Genomic DNA, 19,327 nt, shown 5'->3' with positions numbered 1-19,327 from the left:
ATTTGTAGAGGAGAGAGTATGGTCGAAGAAAGAAGGATTCTCTACGAGCATTTGGATGTGCCTGATATTAACACGTTTGATGTCTTTCGACAATATGACGGCTACACCCGTTTTGAAAAGGCAATCGCAGAATATCAACCAGAAGATATTGCTAAAATGGTGATGGATTCCGGGTTGAAGGGCAGAGGCGGTGCCGGGTTCTCAACGGGTTTGAAGTGGAGTTTTGTCCCAAGAGATATAAAGCCGTGTTACCTCTGTTGCAACGCTGACGAAAGTGAACCAGGAACGTTTAGTAACCGTTATGTCTTGGAGAAGAATCCACATCTATTGATTGAAGGTATCCTGATCTGTTGTTATGCGATGGGCATTGAGACGACTTATGTCTATATTCGGGGTGAATTTACACTCGGAAAGAAAATGTTGGATGCCGCCATCAAAGAGGCTTATGAGAAGGGATACCTCGGCAAAGACATTCGCGGCACAGGGCTCAATGTTGACATCTATTCGCATCCGGGTGCCGGTGCCTATATCTGTGGCGAAGAGACAGGTTTGATTGAGTCGCTTGAAGGCAAACGCGGGCAACCCCGCAACAAACCGCCGTTCCCTGCTGTGGAAGGTGTGTTCATGAAACCCACCGTCGTACAGAATGTGGAGACGTTGTGTAACCTACCGTTTATTGTCGGAAACGGCGTTGAATGGTACACCCAAATGGGACCGACGTATGCCGATACACGGTCTGATCCGCCGACACCGGATCCCAACACAGGCACGAAACTCTATTGCATCAGCGGCGATGTCAACGAGCCGGGGGTTTATGAACTTGATCTTGGCTTGACATGCACCGAGCTCATTGAAGTCGCAGGCGGTTTACGCGGCGAAGAGGTTAAAGCGGTAATCCCTGGCGGTAGTTCCGCACCGATCTTAACGCACTATGAATTGGACACGCGGCTTGATTTTACCTCTCTTACACTCGCAAAGTCAATGCTCGGGTCCGGTGGTATTATCGTTATGAATGAGACCCGGAATATCGTTGACTGCTTGCTCAATATCATGAAATTCTACGCGCATGAGTCGTGCGGGCAGTGCACGCCGTGCAGATGGGGCACACCGTGGGTGCGTGATATTGTTCAACGTATTGCCGACGGAAACGGACGAAAAGACACTATCACACGACCCAAATTCGGTGTCGCTGAAGGGGGCAGATGGGGCGATACCGGCGAAACAGAAGAAATCTATGAAGACTTGGATCTACTCGAAAGCGTCGCTAACAACATCGCGAATGTGGATACGATGACATGGAATACGATCTGCGTCTTTGGTATTGCTGTCTCATGGCCCGCTGTGAGTTATATGCGCAAGTTCAGACCCGAATTTGAAGCCGCTATTCGAGAAGGAAAGCTCGTCACGCTGCCTGTCGCTGAAGCGACAGTTCCACCGGAAGAAAATTACGCCTATCAACAGCGGTTTGTTCCAAAGGAGTTTGCTGACCTGTAGGACTGATTTCTTAATGGTTGTCGGTTGTCGGTTCTCGGTTACAGGAGGAAACCTTTGTTAAACGAAAACCTCTTAACCGATAACTGACAACTGAAAACTGATAACCATTCCCAAGGAAAGTTAAAAATATGGCATTTGTTAAATTGAATGACCTTGAGATAGAGGTTGAAGATGGAACGAATGTAGTCGAGGCAGCAAGGCAACACGGTATTGAAGTGCCTCACTACTGTTATCATCCTGGATTGACCCGTCCCGCAAATTGCAGGATGTGCCTCGTTGAGCCACACGTGTTCTTCCCACCCGCTGGCGCGATCGTCCCGGACCGGCAGCTCGCAACCGGATGCACGACGGTGTTAAGAACAGCACCGCCAGATAGGAAACTTGACGGGAAGTACGACTTTATCGTCTACACAGACAGCCCGCGCGTCAAAAAGGCACGCGAGGACATACTGGAGTTCCTGCTTGTGCATCATCCGCTGGATTGCCCCGTCTGTGATCAGGCTGGCGAATGCGATTTGCAGGACTACTCCTATCGGCACGGAAGCGATAAGAGTCGCTACCTTGAAGTCAAAAATGTTCCACCCAAAAAAGACCTCGGACCCGATGTCCTGCTCTATTCAACGCGTTGTGTCGTCTGCACTCGGTGTATCCGATTTGCCGACGAGGTTTCCGGAACCGGTGAATTAGGCTTAATTAACCGCGGTTCCCACGATGAAATTGATATTCCGAGAAGCCACGAGGGAACTCCCATTCAGCTACTTGATAATAAACTCGCAGGAAATGTTGTTGACATCTGTCCCGTCGGCGCATTGATTAGCAAGGACTTCTTGTTCAAGTCGCGTCCATGGTTTATGGAGAAGGCGAACAGTGTCTGCTCAGGATGCAGTGTCGGTTGTAATATCACCGTAGAATATAAAGCCGATGGTGTTTACAGACTCAAGCCGCGCTTCCATGAGGATATTAACCAACATTGGATGTGTGACGACGGTCGTCTTGGGTATCACTATGTGAACAGCGATGATCGCCTCCAACTTCCGCTGAAACGCGTGGATGACGAACTTACACCAACACATTGGGCGGATGCGCTAACCGTGATTCAGGAGCAGTTATCGGAAATAGAGGCTGAGGACATTGTTGTTATCGGTTCTGCACAAGCCACAAATGAAGACAACTACGTTTTACAGCAGTTCGCACACGACGTGCTGCAGACAACGCAGTTAGGACTCTTCGGGCAGTTACTCGGTGAAGAACATAAATTCCCACAATTTACAATTGAAGCCGACAAGAATCCGAATACGGCAGGGGCGCGAACGATACTCGGTTCTGCGAACGGGAACGTTGTTTTGGAAGGCGATGCACTTTGGGAGAAGATCTCAGGCGCGAAAGTCGTCTATCTCGTTAGCGGGGCTCCAGAACGTCCGCTTGAGGAGTCAGAGAAAGCCGCTTTAGAAAGTGTTGAGTTCCTTATCGTGCAAGACGTTTTGCCGTCAGAGGTTACGCAATTGGCCGATGTGGTGTTGCCGGGAACAACTTTCGCTGAGAAAGACGGGACCTTCACCAATTCAACGGGCTGGGTACAACGAATTCGTAAGACGATTGATCCGCCGGGCGAAGCACGTGTGGACTGGGAGATCACACAGCAACTTGCTAACCAGTTAGGCGGTGAGATGAACTATCGTTTCTCTGGTGAAATTGCTATAGCAATTGCAGAGAGTGTGCAAGGCTATGCGGACGCAACACATCAAAATATTGGGGATGCGGGAATTAAGTTAGCTTAAGCCTGTAGCCTTTAGAAGCTATCAAGAAGGAGAAACTATGGAGAATATGCCGCTTCTCGTTTTAATCCTCAGTTCTGTTGTTAAAATTCTCATCATTGTCCACATGTTGCTTATAGGTGTGATGTTAATGATCTGGTCGGAACGCCGGGTGAGCGGATGGATGCAGGATCGATTGGGACCGAATCGTGTGGGGCCGCAAGGGCTGCTCCAACCTGTCGCAGATGGGCTTAAGTTCCTGTTTAAGGAAGATCTCATCCCGGATCATGTGGATAAGCCGCTTTACGTACTCGCACCCGCGATGCTATTAGTTCCAGCACTTATTACGGTTGCTGTCGTACCATTTGGGAGTGCTATCACACTGTTTGGCTACGAGATACCGCTCCAGATTGCGGACATCAATATAGGGATTCTATATATCTTAGCGATTACGTCTCTCGGTGTTTACGGCGTTGTACTCGGGGCCTGGGCATCGAATAACAAGTATTCGCTTTTAGGCGGTTTACGTTCATCGGCGCAGATGATTAGTTACGAACTAACACTCGGACTCGGAATCATCGGCATCCTGATGCTGACAAGTTCGCTCAGTCTTCGGGCGATCGCCATAGAACAAGGCGCATATCCGTGGCAATGGAACTTCCTCATTCACTTCCCCGCGTTTCTCGCGTTTACAACTGCGATGTATGCGGAAACGAATCGCTTACCTTTTGACCTCGCAGAAGCCGAGCAGGAACTCGTCGCAGGGTATCACACCGAATACAGCAGCATGAAATTCGCGATGTTTTTTATGGCGGAATACATGAACATGATTGTCGGCTCCGCTGTGACGGTGACCCTCTTCTTGGGAGGGTGGCATTTCTTCGGCTTAGAAAATGTCGGCGGTCCCGTATGGAGCGGGCTTATCTCGTTTGGTATCTTCTTCGTCAAAACAGCCATTTTCCTTTTCGTGTTTATCTGGGTACGCTGGACACTCCCACGATTCCGATACGATCAGCTCATGAACTTCGGTTGGAAATTTCTGTTACCCGTCGCATTGACTTCCATCGTCGTAACCGGTACCCTATGGATAATGACAGGCTCTCGTTTGGTTGTCGGGATTGGCAATGTCGTTGCGGCGTTTATTGTTGTATCGATTGTGGCAGGGCTGCTGGTTATGAACAAAACACCTGAACCAGCAATACGGAATAACGACCAGCACGTTACACCCAGCGCATTAGACGCTATAGAGTAGGAGGACGCGAATGAATCCAGAACAGATTCTATTTATTCTCTTTGGGGCTGTCGCGCTGATTGGTGCGATTGCCGTTATCTCGTTTCGACATCCGATTTATAGCGCGCTCTCGCTTATCATAACGTTTTTCGCACAGGCAGGACTGTTTGTGTTATTAGGCGCGCACTTCGTTGCAGCTGCACAGGTAATTGTCTATGCAGGTGCCATTATGGTGCTTTTCCTGTTCGTGATTATGCTCCTGAACCTTGGAACGCTTTCAGTGAAAGGCGCAATGTCAGGCAAACTGAAAGCGTTCGCAATCATCTTAGGCATCCTCTTTGCTGCCGAAGGCATCTATATCGCAGTAAATGCTCTGAACGATACAGCGGTGGCATCCGCAGAACCCGCTACGGAATCGGTGACGACAACCACTTATCAAATTGGCGAGCTCTTGTTCAGCAAGTACCTCTTACCTTTTGAGGTTACCTCACTTATTTTGCTGGCGGCATTGATTGGTGTTATTGTCTTGGTAAAACGTGGAAACCAAGAAGAAAACTAAGGAGTAGTTAACAGTTATCGGTTATCAGTTATCAGGTAAGAGGTGCCTTGGTTATATCACAATCCTCTTTAACTGACAACTGACAACTGACAACTGACAACTGACAACTATTTATGGCATTAGAATATTACCTTGTTTTAAGCGCACTCCTTTTCACAACCGGAGTCATCGGGGTGCTCATTCGCAGGAACGCTATTATCATCTTTATGTGTATTGAATTGATGCTGAATGCGGCGAACCTTGCCTTTGTGGCAATCAGCCGTAGTCTCGGCGAGGCAACCGGACAGGTGTTTGTTTTCTTTGTAATGACCGTCGCTGCTGCTGAGGTTGCTATCGGTCTTGCAATTATTGTTAGTGTTTTCAAGCATCGGCAGACAATTAACGTGGACGAAGTTAATTCATTAAAAGGTTAGCAAGGATTTTTGATTTGGTCACTATATGTAAAACGACCGTTCCTATTCACTTGTTCTTTAGAACAATTTAATCGTAACTAACGTTGTTGAAATGGAGCAAAAACCCGATTTTGACAACGGAGCTTTTAACAGCAAGTTTTGGCTTGCAAGCTTACGCCAAAAGGGAGCGAAAACTCAATCGTTAAAATTATGTCGAAAGAATTAATTGTTGTCCTGTTAGTTGCCCCCCTTGTTGGGTTTCTGATTAACGGGTTATTCGGAAAATGGCTAAAAGGTAACGAGAAACTCAGCGGATCGATAGGCGCGCTTGCGGTGCTGGTCTCCTTAGTCTGTTCAATTATCGCCTTTACCAGTTTGAACGGCGGTGCTGCCCCGCTTGATGAAACATTATATGAATGGATTGCAGGCGAAGGGTTCGCTTTCAATATCGGATTCCGCGTGGATGCCCTAACAGCAGTAATGTTGTTGGTTATTACAGGTGTCGGTTTCCTCATCCACGTCTATTCGATCGGCTACATGCACGGCGATGAAGGCTATACACGCTATTTTGCCTACCTGAACCTGTTTGTTTTCGCAATGCTCATCCTCGTCCTCGGTAACAACTACCTGATGATGTTTGTCGGGTGGGAAGGCGTTGGGCTCTGCTCTTATCTGTTGATCGGGTTCTGGTATGACAAACAGTCGGCGACGGATGCTGGGAAAAAGGCATTCATCGTGAACCGAATTGGCGATTTCGGTTTCCTGCTTGGAATGTTCACCTTATTTGCGGCGTTCGGAACCCTTGATTTTGGGACTATATTTGATGCCGCCGAGGCAGATAATTTTCAGAAGGTTTTTGGTGCCAGCACCCTCGTGGTGGCGACATTGCTACTCTTTGTTGGGGCAATAGGTAAATCGGCACAAATCCCGCTCTATGTATGGCTCCCCGATGCGATGGAGGGTCCCACACCTGTCAGTGCCTTGATTCACGCTGCGACGATGGTAACAGCTGGTGTGTATATGATAGCGCGTTCCGCTGTCCTTTATAACATTGCCCATACGGGGGAAATCGTCGCATGGATCGGCGTTTTAACGGCACTCTTTGCCGCTACAATTGCACTCACACAGAACGACATCAAACGCATCCTTGCGTATTCTACTGTCAGCCAACTCGGATACATGTTCCTCGGTGTTGGTGTCGGGGCTTATGCTTCTGGAATCTTCCATTTGGTAACCCACGCCTTCTTTAAGGGACTGATGTTCCTAACCGCCGGTAGTGTGATGCATGCTATGGCGAATGAGTTGGATATGCGGAAGATGGGCGGATTAAAATCGAAGATGCCGATTACGCACTGGACCTTTTTAGTGGGTGCCCTTGCCATTGCCGGGTTTCCGTTTCTGAGTGGTTTCTGGAGCAAAGACGAAATCCTACACAGCGCGTGGGGAAGTTCCCCGTTAATTTACGGGATCGGGTTAGTCACAGCATTCCTGACAGCCTTTTATATGTTCCGTCTCATCTTCGTGACGTTTTATGGCGAATCTCGCGTTGAACCCGAAGTTGCTTCACATCTGCACGAATCACCATCTGTTATGTGGGTGCCGTTAGCGATTCTGGCGATCCCCTCTGCCCTGATCGGCTTATTATTAGGTTGGGGTGGACATGAAAGTTGGTTCCACCACTTCACAAAATCGGTTGAAGGGTTTGCCTCGGAAGCACACGGTGAAGCATCAGGCAATGTCGTTTTGTTTATGGTAATTTCATCGGTTGTCGGTTTGGCGGGTATTGCCTTCGCATGGACGCGTTATAGCAAACGAGTCCCGTCCGATGAACCTACCGGGGCATTACATAAACTGCTCGCGAACAAGTACTATATTGATGAGGTATACAACGCACTCATCGTGCAACCCGTTAAAAACGGCTCCCATTTTCTGTTATGGAAACTGGTGGATAACGGCATTATTGACGGAATTGTCAACGGTGTGGCTGCTATTATCCGGTTCCTCGGTGGATTGTTGCGGCGACTCCAAACCGGTCTCGTCCAAGTCTATATTGTTTCGATGGTTCTCGGAATTGTGATATTTCTCGCATATTACCTATTTTTCGCTTAAGTCAATGGGTAGTAGGTGCTCGTGTCATATAAATTTCTTGTGTTGATTTTAGATCTCCAGGCCCGGTAGGTGCCGTTTGGAACCGAAAGCCGAGGTTTCCTTCCCACCCGTTACTCGGAAGGGGCACCGGACTTGAAAAAGAAGATTCGGAAAATTAGACAATCCGTGATGGAGGAAGCAGATGAAGCAGAATAATTTTCGACCACGGGATCTTCTCAGCAAAGAGGTTGCAGGCATCTGCGGGGTCGCAAGATTGACAGATAAAGCGCGCTGCCCACGCTGGAGAAATCGGAAGCTATAAATACGGTGCTGATTCTGAACAAGATACAGCAATTTTAGCCTTTCTCAGCATTTCAGCGGAAGCTTTTCAGGAAGCCGCAGTGCGGATTGACCATGATGTTAAATTGGGGGCATGGATTCTGGACAACTGTGAGCGGTCATCTGAGGAAGTATCAAAGTTTAATCGTAAGATGAAAGCTTGGTGGCAGAACAAAATGCCTCAGGACGAGTTTGCAAAACGCCGCCGACAATTGGCTCAGCAAGCAGAAAACCGTAGACGTTCTTGGCTCCAAGGTGAAAGGTGGTGGTGGAAGAATTTCTTCAGAACGTAATCTATTCCTCTGCTAACTGCTAATTGACAACTGACAACTATTTCCAAGGAGGGTTCCTTGTTACTTTCAATAGTCATTTTTTTACCACTGCTCGGTGTGATAGCAATTGCGTTGCTCAGAGGCTTGGGAGCTACCGCTGTCAAAGGCATCGCACTTGGCATTGGACTTATCACCTTTGTTATCTCGTTAGGGCTTTACACCGGGTTTAACGCAGATACTGGCACATTCCAATATGTTACGCAAGAAAACTGGATTACCAGCTTAGGTATAAGCTACCATATTGGCATCGACGGTATTTCGCTGTGGTTGGTGTTGCTGACGACATTCCTAACACCCGTGTGTATTCTCGCCGCATGGGATTCGATTGAGAAAGGATTGAGCGGCTTTATGATGTCGCTCCTCGCACTCGAAACGGGGATGTTGGGGGTTTTTTGTTCCCTCGATCTGTTCCTCTTCTTCGTGTTTTGGGAGTCAATGCTGATTCCGATGTACTTCCTCATCGGTATTTGGGGCGGAGAGCGTCGGATCTACGCGACTATCAAGTTCGTTCTCTATACGATGGCGGGCAGCGCACTCATGTTGGTCGGGATTTTAGCACTCTATTTTCAGAACGGTAATAGTTTTGACCTAACAACGCTAAGTGGGCCCTTTGAACATTCGGATCTACTATTCCTCGCGTTTTTTATCGCGTTTGCTATTAAAGTACCGCTGTTCCCATTCCATACATGGCTTCCAGATGCACACGTTGAGGCACCGACCGTCGGAAGCGTCATTCTTGCCGGTGTCCTACTAAAGATGGGAACCTACGGAATCATCCGATTTTGTCTGCCACTCTTTCCTGATGCAGCAGAAAAGTTTACACCCTTGATCGTTACACTTGCTGTCATCGGTATCATCTATGGCGCATTGGTGGCAATGGTACAGCCGGATCTCAAAAAACTGGTCGCATACTCCAGTGTCAGTCACCTCGGTTTTGTCGTGTTAGGGCTCTTTTCACAAAGTGCCGCGGGGCTTCAGGGAAGCATGTTGCAAATGATTAATCACGGCTTAAGTACAGGCGCTTTATTCCTTTTAGTCGGCATGATTTATGAGCGACGGCATAGCAGAATGATTGTTGATTTCGGCGGCTTATCAAAGCGGATGCCGATCTTCGCCGTAATTTTTATGATTGTAACCTTGTCATCGATTGGATTACCGGGTTTAAACGGATTCGTCGGTGAATATATGATACTGCTCGGCAGTTTTGTTGAGGGGGCTTTCTCTAAAGTACACGTCGTTTTCGCTACCGCAGGTGTGATCCTCGCTGCCGTGTATATGCTCTGGATGTTCCAGCGGGTGATGTTTGGAACACTCGATAAAACAAATGAAAACCTACCGGACTTGAACGCTCGTGAAATCGTCGTAATGCTTCCGATTCTGCTGTTCATCGTCTGGATTGGTGTTTACCCGAAGCCTTTCCTGAGTAAAATGGAAAAATCTGTAGGGATTGTTGTGACGAAAGTGCAGACTACGGAACCTGCTATGGGACAATTGGAAAAACAGAGACCGCGAGATCCGAAACTCGCACTACAGGGAACGCAGCACACACAGCATGAAAAGCGTCAAAAGGAGGCAGAGACGAAGTAAGTGAAGTTCAAATTGGTATCTTGTCTGATTATTTGTGTAATTATTGGGCTTGCCCTTTCGGTTTCAATGGAGGCCTTCGGGGCAGATGACGCACACGGCGACGAAGGCGCACATCACGGGCATGGCGTAGATGGCGCGAAATTACCTATCTGGAGTATTATTCCTTTCGTTGGTATTTTGCTATCCATTGCGATCTTCCCTCTTGTGTTTGATTCGCACTTTCTCGTCCACCACGGGGGGAAAATGTCTTTGGTATGGGCATCAGCCTTCGCTATCCCATATCTCATTGCTTTCCGAGGCGCGGCTTTTTACGACATCCTGCACATCTATCTGTTAGACTATATCCCGTTCATCCTGCTTTTGTGGGGATTGTTTACAGTCGCAGGTGGGATCCTCGTACGTGGCACGTTGCGTGGCACACCCATACTCAATACATTCTTACTGTTAATTGGCACAGTGATCGCATCATGGGTCGGGACTACGGGCGCATCAATGCTCCTAATCCGTCCTTTAATCCGAGCAAATGCATATCGAAAGAATAAGGTTCATCTAATTGTCTTTTTCATCTTTCTCGTAAGTAACATCGGTGGTTCTTTAACGCCAATAGGAGACCCGCCGCTATTCCTCGGGTTCCTCCGCGGCGTACCGTTCTTCTGGACAACTACAGCATTATTTCCGCACATGTTACTTATAAGCGTGGTTTTGCTTATTCTGTTCTTTATATTTGATACGTTGATGTTTAAACGGGAAGGAGGCGTGGTACCAGACGATGGAACCAACGAACCTGTTCGCGTAGAGGGCCTTTTCAACCTCGTCTTCCTGTTCGGTATCATCGCTGCCGTTCTTATGAGCGGGACTTTCAAGTGGGGAGAAGTCAACATCCTTGGCGTTCATGTGTATTGGCAAAATATCGCGCGTGAAGCATTGATTGTTGTTATGGGGCTACTGTCACTTAAATATACACCCTTCAGCGGCGAATTACGTCAATCCAACGAATTTTCATGGGAGCCGATTGAAGAAGTCGCAAAAGTTTTCGCCGGAATTTTTATGACAATCATTCCAGCATTGGCAATCCTAAAGGCAGGAGAGGAAGGTGCCCTTGCAGGCTTAATTGGGGCTATGCAACAACCCTACCACTATTTCTGGATTACCGGGGTCTTGTCGAGTTTTTTGGACAACGCACCAACATATTTGACATTCTTCAATACCGCACTTGGAAAATTGCATCTCACTGAAGCCATCGTGCCGGAAATTTTGTCTATGCCATATGATCAATTAGCGAATCAGTCGCATCAAGAGTTTGTCAGATTGTTGGTGGCTATTTCCGTCGGAGCAGTTTTTATGGGGGCCAATACCTATATCGGCAACGCACCGAACTTCATGGTGAAAGCCATCGCCGAACAAAGCGGTATCCGCATGCCAAGCTTCTTCGGGTATATGCTCTGGTCAGTAGCAATCTTATTCCCGCTCTTTGTGGTTGTAACACTTGTGTTCCTGTAATGGTTATCAGTTATCGGTTATCAGTTTTCAGTGAAGAGCCCATTTTGTAACAATTTACCTACGCTTGGAATATTACAGCAAACGGTGGATTGTTACAGACAACCTCTTAACCGACAACTGACGACTGAAAACTGAAAACTATAAAAAAAGGAAATTAAAAAATGCCAATAGAGATTAACTGGCAATTACTAATGCCGGAACTGGTTATCGCCTTAACTTTGATCATTGTCCTCGTCTTTGACCTTTTTGATGCTATTTCCAAAACGGTCCTCGGTTGGATGACGATCGTTGGTGCTGGGATTGCCCTATGGGTCTCCATCCAGATGCATCAGGCAGGTACGGTGGGCATCCAGTTCAACGAAATGTTCAAGGTGGATAGTTTCTCCCTGTTCTTCAACATTATCTTCCTCGTTTCAACAATTTTGGTTGTATTGATCTCGATGAGTTATTTGGATAGAGGCGACAGGAAGCAGGGACCTTACTATCTGCTTATCCTGCTGGCAACGCTCGGCATGATGTTGATGGCCGCAGGTAATGAGTTGATTATCGTTTTCCTCGGCTTGGAGCTGATGTCGTTATCGTTATATGTGTTGGCGGGTTATTTCCGAGAGAGTCCTGCTTCAAGCGAAGCGGGGATGAAATACCTGTTGCTTGGCGCGTTCGCGAGTGCGTTCTTCCTCTATGGAATCGCGCTAATTTACGGTGGCGCCGGAACGACAAGTATACCCGCAATTGCTGAAGCGATTACCGCAGAAAACAAATCGCCACTACTGTTAGCAGGGATGTTTCTCCTTGTCGTTGGGTTCGGATTTAAAGTCGCTATTGTTCCGTTCCACCAATGGGCACCAGATGTTTATGAAGGTGCACCTACAACGATTGCAGCCTTTATCTCCGCAGGACCAAAAGCGGCTGGCTTTGCAGCGTTCCTCAGAATCTTCATGGAAGCGTTACCTAACTTGCAGGTTGAATGGAGCGGTGTTCTCATCCTATTAGCGATGTTGACAATGACGGTCGGGAATGTCATCGCCATCGCGCAAACAAATATCAAACGGATGCTGGCGTATTCGAGTATCGCACACGCCGGGTACGTCCTGATAGGCTTAGCCGCTGCAAATAACGACGGCATTTCGAGCGCGATGTTCTACCTTCTGATTTATTGTGTAATGAACATCGGCGCGTTCGGCGCGGTTATCTTGGCAAAAACAGAAGATGGCGAGAGCCTCATGATTTCTGATTACGCAGGGCTTGGAACCCGAAAGCCGTTACTCGCTATGTTTATGATGATAATGCTTTTGTCGCTCGCCGGTTTTCCACCGACTGCAGGGTTTTTCGGAAAATTCTATATCTTCAAGGCCGCAGTTGGCGCAGGCCATATCTGGCTCGTTATTATCGGTGCTATCAACACCGCAATATCAGCGTTCTATTACCTGCGTGTCGTTGTAACGATGTATATGCGTGAACCAGAGGAGGAGTTGGAGTTCAGTCCTTATGCCTCAACTTTAGTGATCGGGTTAATCCTCGCTGTGGTTGGTGTTTTACTTATCGGTATTCTGCCATCGCTCATGCTCACGCCAGCACAGAATTCCGTTTTTTAATCACTTTATGAGGTTTAATTATTACAATTGGTAATTCCGAAAAATTAATCAACTACCCGTTTCTCGACAACGGAGAGAAACGAACAAGGGCCATAGTTAAAAAAATGTCAGATGTTAGATTAGGCTTTATCGGCACAGGTGGTAACATGAACCGCCACCTCCGTGAATTAACCGAGATCGGCGGCTCACAATTCGTCGCCTTCTGTGATATTGTTGTTGAAAAAGCGGAACAGGCTGTCACGCAGTACGGTGGTAAAGCATACGCAGACTATAACGAGATGCTCGCACGCGAAGAATTGGATGCCGTCTATATCTCTATTCCACCTTTCGCACACGGGGCACCTGAACGGGCTGTTATTGACGCTGGACTGGCGATGTTTGTCGAAAAACCTGTACACATGGATACAAACGATGCAATGGAGATCGCAGCTGTGATAGAAGAGAAAGGCATCATCACTGCTACAGGGTATCAGGAACGTTATCTTGATATTATCGACAAAGCGCAGGAACTCCTCGCTTCCCGACGCGTCGGATTCTTCATGGGCTACTGGATGGGCGGCATGCCCGGTGGTTGGTGGCGAGAGAAGGCAAAATCCGGTGGGCAGCTCATGGAACAGACGACACACGAATTTGATATGGCGAGATACCTCTTCGGCGAAGTCAAAACTGTCTATGCCGTCGCACGCTATGATCTGATTCCTGATACCGATTACGATATTGAAGAAGCGTCTGCTGTCTCTTTGCAATTTGAGAGCGGTGTTTTTGGTATCATGTTCTCCGCCTGCTTTACAACGAATGGGATGAGTCGTTCTGGATTAGACATTTTCTGTGAGGACGGTTCCCTTGAATATCATCTCCGTCGTGCGCTTGTACTCTCTACCGCCGATGAGAAAACCACGTGGAACCCGCAGAACAATTGCACAATTGATATGGATAGCACCTTTATTGAGGCTGTTCGTATAGGAGATGGCAGCGCAATCCGATCCCCCTATGCCGATGCCGCGAAAACCGCTATTTTATCCATCGCCGCCAACGAATCCCTTGAAACAGGTCTACCGGTCCACTTAGGATAAAAGTGCGGTCCTGTACCATAGGCTGTTAGCCTGTGGCAGGAATCCGTTGTAGCATAGACTGTTAGTCTGTGACGATGGCAATTGACAAAATATTTACACCCGTCTATCAGGTCTGGAGGTTGCGTTTGCTGCCTGCGATATGCTAAAATATTGAAAAATAAAAATTTTTATAGTAAAACTTAGAATTATGTGGGCCCCTATCCTTTAACAAATACTCGTTCGTAGTAGGGCAATTCATTGCCCGTTGTGCCAAGAAGCACCCTAATATTTTTAGGTTTTACTATAAGTTCCAAAGGCGGTTAGAATTAACGAAAACCATCGCGAAACGTAGCGGAGCGGTGCCCAGCGTTAATGAAAAAAAATGGAACACCAAATTAACCTCCCCATCACCGGCATGAACTGCGAAAGTTGTACAAGCATCATCACACAAAACCTAAAAAAGATGGATGGTGTTCTTGTTGTAGAAGTCAGTCTCGCTACCGAATATGCCGCGGTTACCTTTGATACATCTACGCTCAGCGAGGAAGCCATCGTCAATAAGATCCGAGACCTCGGTTTTGATGTTGTTGATGAAAACAAAGAAGAAGAGGCTCGCGCTGAAGAATTCCGACGGCAGAAGCTGCAATTTACTGTCGGGGTAATCTGCACGTTACCACTTTTCCTCATTAGCATGGGCAGAGATATGAACCTGTTAGGTGCGTGGGCATCTGCACACTGGGTTAACTATCTCATGTTCGGTTTAGCGTTACCAGTGCAGGGTTATGTTGCGTGGGACTATTACATCGGCGGTTTTAAGGCACTACGCAACCGATCCGCCAATATGGATGTCCTCGTTGCTATGGGTTCATCCGTCGCGTTTCTCTATAGCCTCGTCGTAACGATTGCACTAACCACGGGCGCGGGAGAACGCTTCGGCGCACACGTCTATTTTGAGACAGCCGCAGTTATCGTTACGTTAATTAAGTTAGGAAAACTGCTTGAAGCACGTGCCAAAGGTAAGATAAACGCTGCCCTGAAAAAACTCCCGCAACTCGCCCCGAAAACGGCGTGTCGCTTAAAAGACGGTGAAGAACAAAACATCCCGATTGAACAGGTCGGCGTAGGAGATGTCCTCGTTGTACGTCCCGGCGAAAGTATCCCTGTGGATGGCGTGGTACGCAGCGGTGAAAGTGCCATCGATGAAAGCGTTTTCACCGGAGAAAGCCTACCTGTAGATAAGGGACCAGGCGACCCTGTGACCGCTGCAACGATGAACCAGAGCGGGATGCTCACGATCAAAGCCACACACGTCGGTACCGAAACGGCACTTTCACGTCTTGTCCAATTGGTGTACACGACGCAACAGAGCAAACCCCCTATCCAACGCGTCGCCGACGCAGTCACAAATGTGTTCGTGCCTATCGTCGCCGCGATTGCCGTTGTGACGTTTCTCGCGTGGTGGTTCCTCCTTGGAGCAGGGTTCACACCGGCGATGCTCCGCCTCGTTGCCATCCTCGTCACAGCCTGCCCGTGTGCATTAGGACTTGCTACCCCGACAGCCGTTATGATGGGTACCGGTATCGGTGCGCAGCGCGGTATCCTCTTCCGAAACGGTGAAGCACTTGAACGCGCAGGAAACTTAACTACAATTGTCCTCGATAAAACAGGCACCTTGACAGAAGGGAAACTTACACTTACCGATATCCTCACGGATAAAGATGAATCGGAACTCCTACAACTCTCTGCTGCCGCGGAGCGTGGCAGTGAACATCCTATCGGAAAAGCGGTTGTTCAAGCCGCTCAGGAACGTGGACTCAACATCGCGACACCGAGCCAGTTTAAAGCCATCACTGGACACGGTATCACCGCACAGGTCGGTGACAATAGTGTCGTTATAGGCAATTTATCCTTAATGCAACAGCACGGTATCCCGACGAAGATATTTGAAGCAGAAGCAGAGCGGCTACAGACCGAGGCAAAAACTGTCCTATGGGTCGCCGTTGATGGACATGTTGCCGGACTTCTGGCAGTCGCGGACACTTTAAAACCGGAAGCGCAAGCCGCAGTCGCGGAACTCTACGAACTTGGATGTACGGTAACAATGATGACAGGCGATAACCGCGTTACGGCGGATGCGATCGCCAAGGCTTCACGGATTAGCGATGTCATGGCAGAACTCAAACCCGAAGATAAAGCAGCAGCCGTTAAAAAGTTACAGACAGAAAATGGTGGACTCGTCGCAATGGTCGGCGACGGTATTAACGATACACCCGCATTGGCACAAGCCGACATTGGTATTTCACTTGGCACAGGCACCGATATCGCCAGAGAAACAGCACACGTGACACTCATGCACAGCGATTTGCGTGGACTTCCCGATGCGATTCGACTCAGCCGCTCAACGATGCGCACAATTAAACAGAACCTATTCTGGGCGTTCTTCTACAATGTCCTCTTAATTCCCATCGCAGCAGGTGCACTTTATCCGTTATCTTTCGTGCCAACGATGTTTCGGGAACTCCACCCCATGCTCGCAGCATTCGCAATGGCATTTAGCAGTGTGTCCGTTGTGCTAAACAGTTTACGATTGCAATGGCGAAAATCATGACATCCAACATAATCTATAGGACATCGTTGAAGGATATCTATGGTCCAAACTGGTTTAAGGGTTTAATTGAAGTTGTGTGGCAGATTTTCAAGCAGATTAAAACGCCGAACGGTAAAGTTTGATATATTGAAGTTAAAGACTGAGTGGGCAGTACTCTTATCATTCTTACCGCTAATGCATGGTTCAGACCAGATAACTTAAAGGAGACTATTTCCTCTACATTATCTTTAATGTTGCAACACAATTGGAATTCTCCATCAAGCAGATAAACCTCGTATAGTAGGTCTTGGATGTTAGATAGCAAATTCTGCTTTTAAGGATGACGAGGAGTGTGTAACCTGCCTAATCAGCATAGATGTGAGCATAAATTTCTATATCTATTCTCGATTTTGAGAAAATTGGCTTGGTACTTTTAATTTAATATGGTATAATAACTTAAGATAAATTAGGCGCATAACACTAAAGTTTCAATCGGAGATATACTAGATGAGGACCTATAATCTTTTTATTAGTCATTCTTGGGCTGATAGTGATATGTATAATAAATTGATTCACTTACTAAATTCAAAAAGAGATTTTTCCTATCGCGACTACTCTGTGCCAAAAGATGACCCGTTAGATAGCGACGGAACAGATGAAAACCTCTATAATGCCATCAAAACGCAAATAGCGCGCAGTAGTGTTGTTCTAATTTTGATGGGAATCGAGGCAACAGACAGCAAATGGATAAACCAAGAAATCCGTATTGCTAAAAACGAGTTCCGTATTCCAAAACCGGTTATCGCTATTGAATCATCGAAAAACAACAGTGATCTGGCAATAGTTAAGCAAGGTGCTGACCGGATTGTTGATTGGAATCCAGAAAGAATTGTTTCAGCTATTCGAGAAGTAGTGTAAACATGACCGAACAAGAAAAAGAAGTGGATAACCAGCAAGAATTAATAGAAATCTATAAACTCCATGTGCAACTCGCCGACAGCGTCAGCAATCGACGAACCACAACAAATCGTTTCTATATGCTAGTTTTGTCTGGATTAGCCGTGATTTTTTCTGCACTCTTACAGCGTAAAAATGGAGTTCCGCTCAGTTGGCTCACAGTAGGTTTTGGGTTATTGGGTATATCTTTGGCAGCAGCATGGTGTGTTGTTATCCGTTCCTACCGACAATTGAATTCTCGAAAATTTAAGGCATTGGAGAAATTAGAAGAAAAACTCGCGTACCCATTTTTCAAACATGAATGGGAGTTTCTAGGTAAAGGCAAAGAGCGTAAAACTTATTGAGAACTATCTGTTGTTGAAATGTTTGTACCGACTATTTTCTTTATCGGTTTTACAGGCACGCTGGGGATTGGAATCTATCAATTGGAAAACATATATTTCTTCTCACTCCTTGTTTATCCATTATTGTTAATTACAATCTATTGGAGAACAAAAAGTATAGACAGCAACGAATGAAAAGTGCTGTTCGCATTTTCAACGAATTGACAAACAAGTCGTCAAAGATTTTGGGGAGACCTTCTTGGGTTCACTACTACTAAATCTGTCTCTAGCATACTAGGATTTGGAATTCTCAAGCGATACGGAAAGGATTATACAGCGGAAAAAGCATTACAGGCACTTTTAGTTCTTAATCACATTTATTTTTATCTGTTGTCATGCTCTAGTGAAACAGAAATCAATAGTAAAATTTCAAAGTGTGATTAGGAGAAATTAGAAGCGAATTTTCTTGAGTCTAAAATTGAGATTGAAGAAGTATAACGCTTCACAGCTGCCAATACCTGTTCCACTGTAATCCCCGCAATCACTTCACAACTGCCAGCACCGCATCCCCCCGGATGCCGACCCGGATGACACGGATTACACCCCAAATCTATCCCACTCTGCACAATCGTGTGTTTATCACCATAGGGACCGCTCCGAATGTGGTTCGTTGAACCGAAAAGCGCAACAACTGGCGTATCCACTGCTGACGCAATATGCATCGGTCCCGTGTCATTCCCAATATAGACATCGCACGCAGAGATTAACGCCGCGAGATGCCGTAGATTTTCCGTTTGAACAAGAATTGGCGGAATATCCATCATTTCTGATACTTGGACTTGGAGTGCTCGTTCGTTCGGACCAGCGAACAATAAGATCGCTGCATTCTGTTCTTTACACAGGGCATTCGCGACCAAGGCGTATTTCTCCACATCCCATAACTTATATACCCAATTCCCACCCGGATGAATGCCGATTAACAACCCTTCCGAGGTAATGCCTGTATCGGCAAGAAAACGGTGCGCCTCGGTGTTTTCCGCTTCAGTTAACTCTAAACATGGGTAGGCACCCGTTGGGTCAACGCCGTGCCGCTGAAGCACCTCCAGATAGCGGGTAACGGCATGACGATTGCTCTCCCCGCGAACCATTCCCCAATGTTCCGCCCCAATGCACCGCGCCGTGAGGCTATCCCGTAGATTCACAACGAGATCAAATTTTTCATGTCGTAAGGTTTTTATCACACGCAGCCGTCCTGGCCAACCGGCGTGTTCACCTCGATTATCATAAACAAGGGTCGTATCAATGTTCGGTTCGGTAGCGAGGATATCAAACGCACGCGGTCCGACGAGGAAGGTAATATGGGCATCTGGGAAGTGTTTACGTAGGGGGTGGATAACAGCAGTGGATAGCACAGCATCGCCAATGAAACTGAAACTAAAAACAAGGATTTTTTTCATTTTTTCAAGTAGTTGTCAGTTTTCAGTTAACATCTTGTGACAGTCCCTTAGCAGCCCTCTTAACTGAAAACTGACGACTG

15 protein-coding genes are annotated in these 19,327 nt (G+C 47.1%); 14 read left to right on the top strand and 1 reads right to left on the bottom strand.

Annotation, left to right across the window (positions count from 1 at the left end):
* Positions 1 to 18: 18 nt before the first annotated feature.
* From nuoF to OXH00_14135, 14 genes are all read left to right on the top strand, one after another.
* The gene (gene nuoF, locus OXH00_14200; protein MCY3742162.1) at positions 19 to 1,494 is read left to right on the top strand and encodes an NADH-quinone oxidoreductase subunit NuoF; all 1,476 of its coding nucleotides are present in this window, start codon (positions 19 to 21) and stop codon (positions 1,492 to 1,494) included.
* 128 nt (positions 1,495 to 1,622) lie between these two features.
* Positions 1,623 to 3,272: a molybdopterin-dependent oxidoreductase gene (locus OXH00_14195; protein ID MCY3742161.1), complete on the top strand. Its 1,650-nt coding sequence runs from the start codon at positions 1,623 to 1,625 to the stop codon at positions 3,270 to 3,272.
* A gap of 37 nt (positions 3,273 to 3,309) precedes the next feature.
* Positions 3,310 to 4,500: an NADH-quinone oxidoreductase subunit NuoH gene (gene nuoH, locus OXH00_14190; protein ID MCY3742160.1), complete on the top strand. Its 1,191-nt coding sequence runs from the start codon at positions 3,310 to 3,312 to the stop codon at positions 4,498 to 4,500.
* Positions 4,501 to 4,510: 10 nt separating this feature from the next.
* Entirely contained in the window at positions 4,511 to 5,038 is a 528-nt protein-coding gene (locus tag OXH00_14185) for an NADH-quinone oxidoreductase subunit J (GenBank protein ID MCY3742159.1), read from the top strand.
* A gap of 113 nt (positions 5,039 to 5,151) precedes the next feature.
* Positions 5,152 to 5,451 (top strand): NADH-quinone oxidoreductase subunit NuoK, encoded by a 300-nt coding sequence (gene nuoK / locus OXH00_14180; protein MCY3742158.1) that lies wholly within the window; start codon positions 5,152 to 5,154, stop codon positions 5,449 to 5,451.
* 189 nt (positions 5,452 to 5,640) lie between these two features.
* Positions 5,641 to 7,539, top strand: coding sequence for an NADH-quinone oxidoreductase subunit L (gene nuoL / locus OXH00_14175; protein MCY3742157.1), 1,899 nt, complete (start codon positions 5,641 to 5,643; stop codon positions 7,537 to 7,539).
* Positions 7,540 to 7,826: 287 nt separating this feature from the next.
* Complete coding sequence (locus OXH00_14170) at positions 7,827 to 8,150, top strand: DUF5069 domain-containing protein (protein MCY3742156.1); 324 nt, start codon at positions 7,827 to 7,829, stop codon at positions 8,148 to 8,150.
* A 57-nt stretch (positions 8,151 to 8,207) separates the two neighbouring features.
* On the top strand, positions 8,208 to 9,776 hold the full coding sequence (locus OXH00_14165; GenBank protein ID MCY3742155.1) for an NADH-quinone oxidoreductase subunit M: 1,569 nt from the start codon (positions 8,208 to 8,210) through the stop codon (positions 9,774 to 9,776).
* Positions 9,777 to 11,276 (top strand): sodium:proton antiporter, encoded by a 1,500-nt coding sequence (locus OXH00_14160; protein MCY3742154.1) that lies wholly within the window; start codon positions 9,777 to 9,779, stop codon positions 11,274 to 11,276.
* A gap of 161 nt (positions 11,277 to 11,437) precedes the next feature.
* The gene (locus tag OXH00_14155) at positions 11,438 to 12,871 is read left to right on the top strand and encodes an NADH-quinone oxidoreductase subunit N (protein ID MCY3742153.1); all 1,434 of its coding nucleotides are present in this window, start codon (positions 11,438 to 11,440) and stop codon (positions 12,869 to 12,871) included.
* A gap of 104 nt (positions 12,872 to 12,975) precedes the next feature.
* Entirely contained in the window at positions 12,976 to 13,944 is a 969-nt protein-coding gene (locus OXH00_14150; GenBank protein MCY3742152.1) for a Gfo/Idh/MocA family oxidoreductase, read from the top strand.
* Positions 13,945 to 14,305: 361 nt separating this feature from the next.
* A complete protein-coding gene (locus OXH00_14145; GenBank protein MCY3742151.1) occupies positions 14,306 to 16,531 on the top strand; it encodes a heavy metal translocating P-type ATPase in 2,226 nt (741 codons plus the stop codon).
* 486 nt (positions 16,532 to 17,017) lie between these two features.
* Positions 17,018 to 17,428 (top strand): TIR domain-containing protein, encoded by a 411-nt coding sequence (locus OXH00_14140; protein MCY3742150.1) that lies wholly within the window; start codon positions 17,018 to 17,020, stop codon positions 17,426 to 17,428.
* Positions 17,429 to 17,430: 2 nt separating this feature from the next.
* Complete coding sequence (locus OXH00_14135; protein MCY3742149.1) at positions 17,431 to 17,811, top strand: hypothetical protein; 381 nt, start codon at positions 17,431 to 17,433, stop codon at positions 17,809 to 17,811.
* 419 nt (positions 17,812 to 18,230) lie between these two features.
* Here the strand turns inward: OXH00_14135 and OXH00_14130 are convergent, their stop codons facing one another.
* The gene (locus tag OXH00_14130) at positions 18,231 to 19,247 is read right to left on the bottom strand and encodes a glycosyltransferase family 9 protein (protein MCY3742148.1); all 1,017 of its coding nucleotides are present in this window, start codon (positions 19,245 to 19,247) and stop codon (positions 18,231 to 18,233) included.
* Positions 19,248 to 19,327: the final 80 nt, after the last annotated feature.

The organism is Candidatus Poribacteria bacterium (assembly GCA_026706025.1).
Classification (GTDB): domain Bacteria; phylum Poribacteria; class WGA-4E; order WGA-4E; family WGA-3G; genus WGA-3G.
The sequence above is the reverse complement of the archived record's forward strand: the minus strand, read 5'-3'. Positions and strand labels throughout refer to the sequence as shown.